Consider the following 12,897-nt stretch of genomic DNA (forward strand, 5'->3'; position numbering starts at 1 on the left):
AGCCAACGGGCGGCAGACAGGCCCGCGTTACCGCGTAACGCGCGTAGAGCCCGGGCGACGGGACGTGCCGCGTTCCGTCACCCGTCCGACGGAAGCCGGAACAGCGCCCAGACGACCTTTCCGCTGAGCGTGCCGGCCAGCGGATGCCATCCCCAGCTGTCGCTGAAGGAGTCCACCAGAAACAGCCCCCGTCCCGATTCCGCGGAGAAATCGTCGGAATCGCGCGCGACGGGACTGTCGTTGCTGGGATCGCGCACCGCGCACATCAGCCGCTCGGTCCACCGCATCAGATGAAGCCGTACGGACGGCTCCTGCTGCGGCACCCGCACCCCGGCCGCCCCGCCCTCCGGCAGTGCGTGCCGCAGCGCGTTGGTCACCAGTTCCGACACCACGAGGCCGACGTCGTCGAACCGCTCGTCGAGGTCCCACTGCTCAAGGGCTCTGCGGGTGAACTGCCGTGCGTCGCGGACGGCTTCGTAGCGAGCGGGGAGGGCGCAGGAGGCTGCGCTGGACACGGCCGCGGGGTCGAGCGGCGGAAGGCCCTGCCGTAACGGCTTGAGCATGGTCGATCCATTCGTCCCCATGCGAGGCACTCCCGGGAATTCGCGGTCGTTGCGATGCAGCGGTGGCGCGGGACCATGGTTTCGGATGCGTAGAGCAGATGCAAGGGCAGATGCACGTGCACGTGACCGAATTGGTCGCTCCCGTACCGCTTCTTAGCCATTTTTTCTGCCATCTTCGACCTCCCGACCGGTCGGCCGCCGCACTGGTTCTCTGTTGAATCTTTGGCTACTTTCCGTCTCTGTAATCGGGCGAGTACTGCTCGAAGTGTTTTAGTGGCAGACTGCGGGCCCTGAAGACTTGGGGAGGCTGGCGAACGTGAGCGCGGGAGAGCCCGGATCGGTGGTGCGGCGCATGCTGCTCGGCTCGCAACTCAGGCGACTGCGCGAGGCGCGCGGGATCACCCGTGAGGCGGCCGGGTACTCCATCCGTGCCTCCGAGTCGAAGATCAGCCGGATGGAGCTGGGCCGGGTGAGCTTCAAGACGAGAGACGTCGAGGATCTGCTGACGCTGTACGGCGTGACCGACGAGACGGAGCGCAACGCACTGGTCTCCCTCGCCAGGGAGGCCAACGTGGCGGGCTGGTGGCACAGTTACTCCGACGTGCTGCCCAACTGGTTCCCCACCTATGTCGGGTTGGAGGGCGCCGCCTCCCTGATCCGGGCGTACGAGGTCCAGTTCGTGCACGGCCTGCTCCAGACCGAGGGCTACGCCCGCGCGGTCGTGCGACGCGGCATGAAGGGCGCGAGCGAGGCCGACGTGGAGCGGCGGGTGGCGCTGCGCCTGGAGAGGCAGAAGCACCTCGTCGACGAGAACGCCCCGGACTTCCACATCGTCCTGGACGAGGCGTCCCTGCGCCGCCCCTACGGCGACCGCGAGGTGATGCGCGGCCAGCTCCAGCATCTGATCGACATCTCCGAGCGGCCCAACGTCCGCCTCCAGGTCATGCCGTTCGGTTTCGGCGGGCACTCCGGGGAGAGCGGCGCGTTCACCATCCTCAGCTTCCCCGAGTCGGACCTGTCGGACGTCGTCTATCTGGAACAGCTGACCAGTGCGCTGTACCTCGACAAGACCGAGGACGTCACGCAGTACGAGGCCGCCCTGAAGGAGCTCCAGAACGACAGCCCGGGACCCGACGAGAGCCGGGATCTTCTCCGAGGTCTCCTTCAACTGTCTTGAAACGCAAGTACGATGACGCTTGATCGGACCGTGAAGCCGTTCGGGGGCCGGTACTTCCCGCCGTGACCGCTCGACCGCTTCGTCTGCTTCTCCGGCAGGGGATTGAGGGAGCGAATGTCGTCCTACTTCACCGACCTGGCACAGCAGTACATCGACGGCGAGTGGCGTCCGGGCTCCGGTTCCTGGGACATCATCGACTTCAACCCGTACGACGGCGAGAAGCTGGCCTCGATCACCATCGCCACCGCCGAGGAGATCGACGAGGCCTACCGCGCCTCCGCGCGCGTGCAGCGTCAGTGGGCCGAGACGGGCGCGTTCGCCCGCCGCGCGGTGCTGGACAAGGCGCTGCGGCTGGTCGAGGAGCGCGAGCCGGAGATCGGTGAGGCGATCGTCGCCGAGCTGGGCGGCACCCGGATGAAGGCCGCCTTCGAGCTGCACCTGGCCAAGGAGTTCCTGCGCGAGGCGATCAGCATGGCCACCCGGCCCGAGGGCCGGATCATCGCCTCGCCGGACGAGAACAAGGAGAACCGCCTCTACCGCGTCCCCGTGGGCGTGGTCGGCGTGATCAGCCCCTTCAACTTCCCCTTCCTGCTGTCGCTGAAGTCGGTCGCCCCGGCGCTCGCGCTCGGCAACGGCGTCGTCCTCAAGCCGCACCAGGACACCCCGGTCGTCGGCGGCACCCTGATCGCGAAGATCTTCGAGGACGCGGGTCTGCCGGCCGGTCTGCTCAACGTCGTCGTCACGGACATCGCCGAGATAGGCGACGCCTTCATCGAGCACCCGATACCCAAGGTCATCTCGTTCACCGGCTCCGACAAGGTCGGCCGCCACGTGGCCACCGTCTGCGCCGCGCACTTCAAGCGCACCATCCTCGAACTGGGCGGCAACAGCGCCCTGGTGGTGCTGGACGACGCCGACCTCGACTACGCCGTGGACGCCGCGGTCTTCAGCCGCTACGTCCATCAGGGCCAGGTCTGCATGGCCGCCAACCGGGTGCTGGTGGACCGCTCGGTGGCCGAGGAGTTCACCGCGAAGTTCGTCGCCAAGGTGAAGTCCCTGAAGGCGGGCGACCCGCGCGACCCCGAGACCGTGATCGGCCCGCTGATCAACTCCTCCCAGGCGGAGGCCATCTCGGGCGTGATCGAGCAGGCCGTCGCCGAAGGTGCCACCGCCCTGGTGCGCGGCGCCACCCGCGACAACCTCGTCGAGCCGACCGTCCTCACCGACATCCCGGCCGGCTCCCCCCTGCTGCGGCAGGAGGTGTTCGGCCCGGTCGCCTTCCTCGTCCCGTTCGACGGTGAGGAGGAGGCCGTGACCCTCGTCAACGACACGCCCTACGGCCTGAGCGGGGCCGTGCACACGGCGGACGTCGAGCGCGGCGTGCGGTTCGCCCAGCGCATCGACACCGGGATGTTCCACGTCAACGACGGCACGACGCACGACGAGCCGCTCGTCCCCTTCGGCGGTGAGAAGAACTCCGGCGTCGGCCGCCTCAACGGCGAGAGCACCCTGGACGCCTTCACCACCATGAAGTGGATCTCCGTACAGCACGGCCGGAGCCGGTTCCCCTTCTGACCGGCCGCCCCGCGGAGAACCCGTTTTCCCGCGCCACTTTCGCCACCCCGGGCCTTTGCGGACAGAACCTGACCGCAAGGGCCCGTAGTTTTACTGATGTCGGGAGGAACGACGGCGAACACGGCGAAAGGCGACGGGAATGGTCACTCATGTGCGGGCTGAGCAGCGGGGCGACGAGCGGGGAGCGCTGCTCGCCTTCCTCGCCGAGCAGCGCGGCGGCATCCGGCGCTCGGTACTGGGGCTGACCGACGAGCAGGCGTCCGCGCGGCCGAGCGCGAGCGAACTGAGCCTGGCGGGGCTGGTCAAGCATGTCGCCGAGGTCGAGCAGGGCTGGGTGGCGCGCGCCAAGGGCGAGCCGCCGGCCGTACGGCGGGACGAGACCAACTGGCACGAGAACTTCCGCCTGATCGGCGACGAGACGCTCCAGGGGCAGCTGGACCAGTGGGAGAAGGTCGCCGCCGAGACGGAGGCGTTCGTCCGGTCGGTGCCCAGTCTGGACGACACCTTCGCGCTGCCGGACGAGCCCTGGTTCCCGCCGGACGAGCGGGTCTCCATGCGCTGGCTGGTGCTGCATCTGATCCGCGAGACCGCCCGGCACGCCGGTCACGCCGACATCATCCGCGAGTCCCTGGACGGCAGGACCGCCTTCGAGCTCGTCGCCGAGGAACAGGGCGGCTCCTGGGGGTGAACGGGGCGCGGAGGCGGGGCTCTACGCTGGCCCCATGTCAGCGATCCGTCTCCTCGTGCTGGGCGCCGTGCGCCAGCACGGGCGGGCCCACGGCTACCAGGTGCGCAACGACCTGGAGTACTGGGGCGCGCACGAGTGGTCCAACGCCAAGCCCGGCTCGATCTATCACGCGCTGAAGCAGATGGCGAAGCAGGGCCTGCTGCACGCGCACGAGATCGCGCCCTCCACGGCAGGCGGCCCGCCCCGCACCGAGTACGAGATCACCGACCTGGGGATCGCCGAGTACCTCGGCCTGGTCCGTGAGGCGCTGACCAACTACGACCAGAAGACGGACATGAAGTCCGCGGCGATCGGCTTCATGGTCGATCTGCCGCGGGCCGAGGCGGTGGCGCTGCTCAAGGAGCGCATCCGCCGCATCGAGGAGTGGCGCGGGGCCGTCACCGAGCACTATGTGCCCGAACAGGGCCCCGGCCAGCTCGGCCACATCGGCGAGATCATGAACCTCTGGATCCACACGGCCGACGCCGAGGCCGAGTGGACCCGGGGCCTCATCGAGCGCGTCGAGGGCGGGGCGTACGTCTTCGCGGGCGAGGGCGACCCGTTCGTCGGCGTCCTCGCCGAGGGCCAGGAGAACCCCTGGGCGACGGGGGAGCGGCACCCGGGCGACGCCCGCTGACACGCATCCGGGCTAATCAAGTTTGACCACTAGCCTTCCGGGTATTACCGTGAGGCTGTAGTCAAGTTTGACTAGCGAGGGGAGCGGGTGGCTCGTGACCGGTACGGCGATCGCCGTGGAAGGCGCACGCAAGACATACGGAGACAAGAACGCCCTGGACGGACTCGACCTGACCGTCCCGAGCGGCACGGTCCAGGGCGTGCTGGGCCCCAACGGCGCCGGGAAGACGACCCTGGTGCGGATCCTGTCCACCCTGCTGCGGCCGGACGCGGGCCGCGTCGAGGTGGCAGGGCACGACGTCGTCACCCGGGCCCGTGAGGTCCGCCTGCGTATCGGCCTGCTCGGCCAGCACGCGGCCGTGGACGAGGAACTGGGCGGCCGCCAGAACCTGGAGATGTTCGGCCGCCTGTACCACCTGGGGGCCCGCCGCGCGGGCGCGCGCGCCGACGAGCTCCTGGAACGCTTCGGCCTGGCCGACACCGGCCGCAAGGCCGTCAAGCAGTACAGCGGCGGCATGCGGCGCCGCCTCGACCTCGCCGCGTCCCTGATCACCGATCCGGAGGTGCTCTTCCTGGACGAGCCCACCACGGGCCTCGACCCGCGCGGCCGCGCCGAGGTGTGGGACGCGGTCCGCTCCCTGGTCGGCGGCGGCACGACGGTCCTGCTCACCACCCAGTACCTGGAGGAGGCCGACCAGCTCGCCGACCGGATCTCGGTGGTCGACTCCGGCCGGATCGTCGCCGAGGGAAGCCCGGACGAGCTCAAGTCCGCGCTCGGCGGCGACCGTGTCGAGGTCGTACTGCGCGACGCCGGCCGGCTGGGCGCGGCCGTCGCCCTGCTGCCGCTGCCCAAGGACACCGTCTCCGTCGACCCCGACCGGCGGCTGCTCAGCGCCCCGGTCACCGACCGCATGACCGCGCTCGCCGAGGTCGTACAGGCGCTGCGGGAGGCCGGGATCGAGGCCCAGGACATCGCCCTGCGGCGGCCCACCCTGGACGAGGTGTTCCTGCACCTGACGGGCGACGGGCACCGAGTGAAGGAGACCATGTGACCACCTACGCGCTGACCGACTCCTGGACCATGACCCGCCGCGAGCTGGCCCACTGGGCACGGCAGCCGGTGCAGGTCGTGGTCGCCCTGGTCTTCCCCGTGATGCTGATGCTGATGTTCGGCTACCTCATCGGAGGCGGGCGCGGCGTGCAGGGGGAGTACCTCGACTACCTGATCCCCGGCATGCTCGCCCTCACCATGGCCTTCGGTCTGGAGGGCACCATGATCGCCGTCACCCAGGACCTCACCAAGGGCGTCGTCGACCGCTTCCGCTCCATGCCGATGGCCGACGGGGCGGTGCTGGTCGGCCGGTCCGTCGCCGACATGCTCCAGTCGCTGCTGGTGCTGGCCGCCCTGACGGGCGTGGGCCTCGCCCTCGGCTGGCGGACGCACGGCGGCCCGGCCGCCTTCCTCGCCGCGATGGGCCTGCTTCTGCTCTTCCGTTTCGCCATGCTCTGGATCGGCATCCACCTCGCCCTGGTGGCCGGCCGCCCCGAGATGGTCCAGGCGGTCCAGATCCTGGTCTGGCCCATCGGCTTCCTCTCCAACGCCCTGGCCACCCCCGCCTCCATGCCGGGCTGGCTGGGCACCGTCGTCGACTGGAACCCCCTGTCCCACACGGCCACCGCCGTACGCGACCTCTTCGCCGCCGGCCCGGTCGACACGGCCCACGTCTGGTCCGCCGTGGCCTGGCCGCTGGGCCTGCTGGCGGTGTTCTTCCCGCTGGCGGTGAGGCGGTTCGGGCGACTCAGCCGCTAGCGGCAGAATCCGCCTTGCACCTCACGTCGCGTGAGGCCCCACCGTGGAGGGCGTACCGAGAAAGGAGCGGAAGGTGAGCTACTCCGTGGGACAGGTCGCCGACTTCGCCGGGGTCACGGTGCGCACGCTGCACCACTACGACGCCATCGGCCTGCTCGCCCCGGGCGAGCGCAGTCACGCCGGCCACCGGCGCTACACCGACGGCGACCTCGAGCGGCTTCAGCAGATCCTGTTCTACCGGGAGCTCGGCTTCCCCCTCGACGAGGTCGCCGCCCTGCTCGACGACCCGGACGCGGACCCGCGCGCACATCTGCGCCGGCAGCACGAGCTGTTGACCGCCCGGATCGAGAAGCTGCGCAGGATGGCGGCGGCCGTGGAGCACGCCATGGAGGCACGCACGATGGGCATCAGTCTCACGCCCGAGGAGAGGTTCGAGGTGTTCGGCGACAAGGACCCCGAGCAGTACGCCGAGGAGGCGGAGCAGCGCTGGGGCGGCACCGAGGCCTACGCCGAGTCGCAGCGCCGCACCGCGCGCTACACCAAGGAGGACTGGAAGCGCATGCAGGCCGAGGTGGCCGACTGGGGCGAACGCTACGACGCCCTGATGGCCGCGGGCGGGCGGCCGGACGGCGAGGCCGCCATGAGCATGGCCGAGGAGCACCGGCAGCACATCTGCACCTGGTTCTACGAGTGCCCGTACGACATGCACCGGGGTCTGGGCGAGATGTACGTCTCGGACGAGCGCTTCAAGGCGTTCTACGACACCATGCGCCCGGGCCTGGCCGAGCATCTGCGGGACGCGATCGCGGCGAACGCCGCCCGGCGCACCTCGTGACGCCGCCGCCCGGGAGCGAGCCGTTCGCTCCCGGGCGGTCCGGACTCACCACGGGCGGGTCACTCCCGGGCCACGACCACCGCGGTCCCGTACGCGCACACCTCCGTACCCACGTCCGCCGCCTCCGTCACGTCGAAGCGGAAGGCCAGCACGGCGTTGGCGCCACGCGCGCGCGCCTGCTCCACCAGCCGTTCCATGGCCTGGTTGCGGGTCTCCACCAGCGTCTTGGTGAGCCCTCTGAGCTCACCGCCGACCAGTGACTTCAGACCCGCGCCGATCTGGCTGCCGAGATGGCGGGAGCGGACCGTCAGCCCGAAGACCTCGCCGACGACCTGCTCGACACGGAATCCGGGGATGTCGTTCGTCGTCACGACCAGTACGTCCGGCTGGGGCCCCTGGCCGCCGCCGTAGTCATCGATGCCCATGGCTCACAGCTTTGTCCCCGCGAACCCACAGTGCATCCTGGAGTCACCCGGTGGAACCTGGGGCGGCCGCCGGGCGTTGATAGCTTTGGCCCGGCCGCACTGGACGCCGCCGTACCTCTCTCACCCCTCAGGAGCCCGGAACCGTGACGACGCTCGCACTCGGACCGAGCTGGCTCGACCCGAACCACCTGCTCGACACTTTCGGCATCTGGGGCCTGCTCCTGATCGTCTTCGCCGAGTCCGGGCTGCTCATCGGCTTCTTCCTGCCGGGCGACTCCCTGCTGTTCACGGCGGGCCTGCTGATCACCTCCGGCCAGCTGGACTTCCCGCTGTGGGCCGCGATCCTGCTGATCTGCCTCGCCGCGATCCTCGGCGACCAGGCGGGCTACATGTTCGGCAAGAAGGTCGGCCCGGCCCTGTTCAACCGCCCGGACTCCCGGCTGTTCAAGCAGGAGAACGTCACCAAGGCCCACGAGTTCTTCGAGAAGTACGGCCCGAAGTCCCTGGTCCTGGCCCGCTTCGTGCCCATCGTGCGCACGTTCACGCCGATCATCGCGGGCGTCAGCGGCATGCGGTACCGCTCGTTCCTGATCTTCAACGTCCTGGGCGGCATCCTCTGGGGCGCCGGGGTCACGCTGCTCGGCTCCTGGCTGGGCAACATCGACTTCGTCAAGAAGAACATCGAGGCGATCCTCATCCTGATCGTCCTCCTCTCGGTCGTCCCGATCATCATCGAGTTCCTCAGGGCCCGCTCCCAGGCCAAGAAGAACCCGGCCCCGCAGCAGCAGGTGGCGGCCCCCCAGCAGCAGCCGTACCAGCCCTACCCGCCGATGGACGACGCCACGACCCAGCTCCGCCGCGTCGAGCCGGACGACCAGAACGGCCGGTACGGCAACCAGTACGGCCCGGACCAGGGCTACGACCAGCAGCACTACGCCCAGCCAGCCCCCGACCCGTACTACAACGGCCACCAGCAGTACGACCAGGGCTACGACCAGAACCACAACCAGCCGTACACCCCCCAGCACCAGCAGAACCAACAGCAGTACCCCCACCCCTACAACCAGGGCTGACAAAAACACCCCTAAAGGGGACGCGGACCGGCGCAGGTTTTTGGGGGCGCGAGGAACTGCGCATGCTTTTCAGGGGCGCGGGGAACTGCGCGAAAAGCCCCGACGAACCCGCACCCGAACGACCTCGCAGGGGGACCCGGGGGCTCAGAACCCCCGCGTCCGCTTCGCCGCCCTCCGCTCACCGCCGGAGGCAACGGGTCCGCGCAGGAACAACCGCGACACCTCCGACCCCAGATTCACGCCGATCGCGATGGCCATCGCCAGCGCCGCCGCCTTGGTCAGAGAACCCAGCCCACTGTCCACCTCGTTCTGCGCGATGGACAGCAGCCCGAAGTACGTCGCCGACCCCGGCAGCAGCGGCCCGATCGCCGCGGTCGTGTACGGCAGCGCCGAGGCGTACCGGTACCGCGACAGCAACTGCCCGAACAGGCCGACCAGCCCCGCCGCCACCGCCGTGGAGGCGACCGGCGACAGACCGCCCGCGTAGTGCATGGCGCCGTACACCGACCACGCCACGCCCCCGTTGAGGGTGACGGCGAGCACGGTGGATCGTTCCTGCTGAAGCAGCACCGCGAAGGTCAGGGACAGCAGCATCGAGGCGACGATCTGCACGACGGGCCGCTCGGCCAGCACCAGCGCCTCGTCCGCCTTGAGCTCGGCACCGAACTGGACGCCGAAGTACAGCACCACCAGCACGCCCACGACGATGCCCACGAACAGGTACATCACCTCCAGCAGACGCGCGGCCGCGGTGATGTAGAAGCCGGTCAGACCGTCCTGCACACCCGCCACCAGCGCCCGCCCGGGCAGCAGCGCGAACAGCCCACCGGTGATCACGGCGGAGGCCTTCACATCGACATGGGTGAGCGTCAGCGCGACCCCTATCGCCGCGGGCGGCATCGCGGCGACCGTGAACTGGTAGAACTCCGGCAGCCCCCGCCCCGCGCACAGCCACGCCAGCCGGTCGCCGAGCATCGCGCCCAGCGCGGCCGCGACGAACACGATCACATCACCGCCGACCAGCAGCGAGGCCGCGCCCGCCAGCAGCCCGCTCGCCGAGGTCAGCACCCAGGTCGGATACGGGTGCCGGTTGCGGCGGATCTCCGCGAGCCGCCGGTAGGCCTCCTCCAGCGAGACATGGGTAGCCGGGTCGCTGAGGTCGTCGACGAGCTGGAACACCGCCGCGAGCCGCGTGTAGTCGGTGCCACGGCGGCGCACGGTACGGGACGCCGTCACGGGATCGTCCACCAGCGACGGCTGGTACGAGATCGACAGCAGGGTGAAGGTGACGTTCGGCTCGCAGCGGTCGAGACCGTAGGAACGGCACACCGCGAACATCGCCGTCTCCACGTCCTCGGCGCTCTCCCCGCCCGCCAGCAGCAGCTCACCGAGACGCAGCGTCAGGTCCAGCACGCGCGGGACGGCCGGACCGCCCTCCTCGGCGCGCTGCACCGGCTCCGGCGCCGGCCGCTCGGCCACCGGCATCCGCAGCATCGTGCGCATCCGGTCCTGCCAGGGCCCGCCCTTGGTCAGACTCACCAGCGGTATCCCGGTGGCGGGCGTGAACGCCGCCGGAGCACCCTTGGAGCTGTACGTGCTCGGCGTGGTGAACGCCGACCCCTCCGGCTCGGGACCGGGCGGCGAGGGGACGTCCAGCCCCTTCGGGACGGCGAACTCGGACGTCGTCGACGACTCCGTGTCCACACCGTCCGCCGGGCCGACCCCGGGAGGCGGGGTGAACGCGCTCCTCGCCTCGTCCGACTGCGGTTTGCGGTCCTCCGCTTCCGTCACTTAAAGCAGCGCTCCCTGTACGACACCGAACCAAGGTCAGTATGCGTACAGATAACCGGACGGGCCGCACGCATGCGCGTACGGCCCGTCGTATCGGCTCTGCGGCAGGGGGCTCAGTGGCCGCCCTGCTCCTCGGCCCGCTTGTAGGACCGCTCGATCTCCTGCTCGGCCTCGACCCGGCCGACCCAGTTGGCGCCCTCGACGGACTTGCCGGGCTCCAGGTCCTTGTAGACCTCGAAGAAGTGCTGGATCTCCAGCCGGTCGAACTCCGACACGTGGTGGATGTCGCGCAGGTGCTCCACACGCGGGTCGGTCGCCGGCACGCACAGCAGCTTGTCGTCGCCGCCGGCCTCGTCCGTCATCCGGAACATGCCGATCGCGCGGCACTTGATGAGACAGCCCGGGAAGGTCGGCTCGTCCAGGATGACCAGCGCGTCGAGCGGGTCGCCGTCCTCGCCGAGAGTGTTCTCGACGAACCCGTAGTCGGTCGGGTAGGCGGTCGACGTGAAGAGTCGGCGGTCCAGGCGGATACGACCGGTCTCGTGGTCCACCTCGTACTTGTTCCGCGAACCCTTCGGGATCTCGATCGTGACGTCGAACTCCACCGGTGGCTCCTCCATGATCAGCGCACAGTTCTGGTGATTAAGTGTCCCTCACGCAGGTGTGTGATCGCGAAAGGGGCTGGTGGTCGTGCCAGAGCTCAGGCCGTGGCGGGTTGCGAGGCCCCGGTTGGTGCGGGCCGCGAACGCCGTACGACCCCGCCTCGCCCGGATCGCCGCAGCCGCGACACCGCGGTTGACGCGATGGGCACGGCCCACGAAACCGCAGGTCAAGCGGGTGAAAACCTGGCAGTTCACCACGGGTGCCGGGGTGGCCGGACTGGCGCTGGCCGCCGGTGCGGTCACCGCAGCGGGTCCCTGGGACTCCACCGGTCAGCGTACGGCCGAGCGCGACCGGGCGGTCGCCCAGCAGCACACAGGTGGCGCATCTCACGGTCGCGGATCCGCCAGGAAGCCCGCTGCGCCGCGCCCCGCCCCCAGCGCCCCGACCGTGCTCACCGGCCTCGGCGGCTCCGCGCCCGGCGCGGGGTCCGCGCCCGGCGCCCGCCCCCTCGCCGACGTCCTGGGCCCTCTGCTCCAGGACCCCGCGCTCGGCGAACGCCGAGCCGCCGCCGTCGTCGACCTCGCCACCGGCAGATCCGTGTACGGCAAAGCGTCCGGCGAAGCCCTGATCCCGGCCTCCACCACCAAGATCGCCACCGCCGTCGCCGCCCTGTCCGCGCTCGGCCCCGACCACCGCCTCACCACCCGAGCCGCCTTCGAGCCCGACACCGGCGAACTCGTCCTCGTCGGCGGCGGCGACCCCACCCTCACCGCCCGCGGCCACGCCGGCGGCTGGGCCGACCTGCGCACCCTCGCCGACCGCACCGCCAGGAAACTCGCCGAACGCGGCGTACGCGAGGTCACCCTCTCCTACGACACCACGCTCTACACCGGCCCCGAACGTCACCCGATCGGGGAGAACGACAACATCGCCCCCGTCACCGCCCTGATGACCGACGAGGCCCGCGTCGACGACTCCACCAGCGGCACCGCCACCCGCAGCAAGGAACCCGCCGCCGACGCCACCCGCGCCTTCGCCGGCCTCCTGAAGGCCCACGGCATCCGCACCAGCGCCCCCGGACCCTCCAAGGCGACCACGCGCGCGCAGACCCTCGCCACCGTCTCCTCGCCGCCCGTGGCCACCCTCGTCGAGCGCATGCTGACCAACAGCGACAACGACATCGCCGAGGCGCTCGTCCGCCACACCGCCCTCGCCACCGGCCGCCGCGCCGACTTCGACGGCGCGGGACAGGCGGTGCACGCCCAGCTCAAGAAGCTCGGCCTGCCCGTCGCGGGCGCCGTCTTCAAGGACGGCAGCGGACTCAGCCGCGAGGACCGGCTCAGCACGAGCCTGCTCACCGCGCTGCTCGCCGAGGCCGCCGACCCCGCCCGCCCCGAACTGCGCCCCGCCCTCACCGGCCTGCCCGTCGCCGGGTTCACCGGCACCCTGAGCACCCGCTACGCCGACGGCGCCGCCGGCCTCGTCCGCGCCAAGACCGGCACCCTCACCGGCGTCAACGCCCTCGCCGGCACCGTCGTCGACCGCGACGGCCGCCTCCTGGCCTTCGCCTTCCTCGCCTCCGGCACGCTCGACAAGGACGCGGCCCAGACCGCCCTGGACCGGGTGGCCACCGCACTCGCCGACTGCGGCTGCCGCTGAGCCGGCCCCGGCGGCGCCACGCC

Annotated in this window: 13 protein-coding genes; 9 read left to right on the forward strand and 4 right to left on the reverse strand. The window is 70.5% G+C overall.

Going from position 1 to position 12,897, the window contains the following annotated elements:
• Nucleotides 1–77 precede the first annotated feature (77 nt).
• Nucleotides 78–584, reverse strand: a complete 507-nt coding sequence (locus ACZ6SQ_RS18500; protein WP_469562990.1) for an ATP-binding protein — start codon at nt 582–584, stop codon at nt 78–80.
• A gap of 331 nt (nt 585–915) precedes the next feature.
• On the opposite strand from ACZ6SQ_RS18500, the gene ACZ6SQ_RS18505 reads away from it, so the two are divergent.
• The 7 genes from ACZ6SQ_RS18505 to ACZ6SQ_RS18535 all read left to right on the forward strand — a co-directional run bounded on the left by ACZ6SQ_RS18505 (nt 916) and on the right by ACZ6SQ_RS18535 (nt 7,323).
• Complete coding sequence (locus ACZ6SQ_RS18505) at nt 916–1,740, forward strand: helix-turn-helix domain-containing protein (protein WP_386384294.1); 825 nt, start codon at nt 916–918, stop codon at nt 1,738–1,740.
• A 114-nt stretch (nt 1,741–1,854) separates the two neighbouring features.
• A complete protein-coding gene (locus ACZ6SQ_RS18510; RefSeq protein WP_469562992.1) occupies nt 1,855–3,315 on the forward strand; it encodes an aldehyde dehydrogenase family protein in 1,461 nt (486 codons plus the stop codon).
• 139 nt (nt 3,316–3,454) lie between these two features.
• Nucleotides 3,455–4,003 (forward strand): DinB family protein, encoded by a 549-nt coding sequence (locus tag ACZ6SQ_RS18515; protein ID WP_469562993.1) that lies wholly within the window; start codon nt 3,455–3,457, stop codon nt 4,001–4,003.
• Nucleotides 4,004–4,037: 34 nt separating this feature from the next.
• A complete protein-coding gene (locus tag ACZ6SQ_RS18520; protein ID WP_386384228.1) occupies nt 4,038–4,679 on the forward strand; it encodes a PadR family transcriptional regulator in 642 nt (213 codons plus the stop codon).
• A 94-nt stretch (nt 4,680–4,773) separates the two neighbouring features.
• A complete protein-coding gene (locus ACZ6SQ_RS18525; protein WP_469562996.1) occupies nt 4,774–5,730 on the forward strand; it encodes an ATP-binding cassette domain-containing protein in 957 nt (318 codons plus the stop codon).
• A complete protein-coding gene (locus tag ACZ6SQ_RS18530; protein WP_469562998.1) occupies nt 5,727–6,488 on the forward strand; it encodes an ABC transporter permease in 762 nt (253 codons plus the stop codon). Before ACZ6SQ_RS18525 ends, ACZ6SQ_RS18530 begins: the two co-directional genes overlap by 4 nt.
• A 73-nt stretch (nt 6,489–6,561) precedes the next feature.
• Nucleotides 6,562–7,323, forward strand: coding sequence for a MerR family transcriptional regulator (locus ACZ6SQ_RS18535; protein ID WP_469563001.1), 762 nt, complete (start codon nt 6,562–6,564; stop codon nt 7,321–7,323).
• A gap of 59 nt (nt 7,324–7,382) precedes the next feature.
• On the opposite strand, the gene ACZ6SQ_RS18540 is transcribed toward ACZ6SQ_RS18535, so the two are convergent.
• Nucleotides 7,383–7,748: a YbjQ family protein gene (locus ACZ6SQ_RS18540; protein ID WP_386384235.1), complete on the reverse strand. Its 366-nt coding sequence runs from the start codon at nt 7,746–7,748 to the stop codon at nt 7,383–7,385.
• Between the two features lie 143 nt (nt 7,749–7,891).
• Here ACZ6SQ_RS18540 and ACZ6SQ_RS18545 point away from each other — a divergent pair, with 143 nt between their 5' ends.
• Nucleotides 7,892–8,821, forward strand: a complete 930-nt coding sequence (locus ACZ6SQ_RS18545; protein ID WP_469563003.1) for a DedA family protein — start codon at nt 7,892–7,894, stop codon at nt 8,819–8,821.
• Nucleotides 8,822–8,965: 144 nt separating this feature from the next.
• Here ACZ6SQ_RS18545 and ACZ6SQ_RS18550 read toward each other — a convergent pair whose 3' ends face one another.
• Both ACZ6SQ_RS18550 and ACZ6SQ_RS18555 read right to left on the reverse strand, forming a co-directional pair.
• Nucleotides 8,966–10,612 carry a threonine/serine exporter family protein gene (locus tag ACZ6SQ_RS18550; RefSeq protein ID WP_469563004.1) on the reverse strand — a complete coding sequence of 549 codons (1,647 nt, stop codon included), beginning with the start codon at nt 10,610–10,612 and terminating at the stop codon, nt 8,966–8,968.
• Nucleotides 10,613–10,725: 113 nt separating this feature from the next.
• On the reverse strand, nt 10,726–11,217 hold the full coding sequence (locus ACZ6SQ_RS18555) for an inorganic diphosphatase (protein ID WP_386384241.1): 492 nt from the start codon (nt 11,215–11,217) through the stop codon (nt 10,726–10,728).
• 79 nt (nt 11,218–11,296) lie between these two features.
• On the opposite strand from ACZ6SQ_RS18555, the gene dacB reads away from it, so the two are divergent.
• The gene (gene dacB / locus ACZ6SQ_RS18560) at nt 11,297–12,874 is read left to right on the forward strand and encodes a D-alanyl-D-alanine carboxypeptidase/D-alanyl-D-alanine endopeptidase (protein ID WP_469563008.1); all 1,578 of its coding nucleotides are present in this window, start codon (nt 11,297–11,299) and stop codon (nt 12,872–12,874) included.
• Nucleotides 12,875–12,897 lie beyond the last annotated feature (23 nt).

Source organism: Streptomyces sp. NPDC048600 (assembly GCF_055587025.1).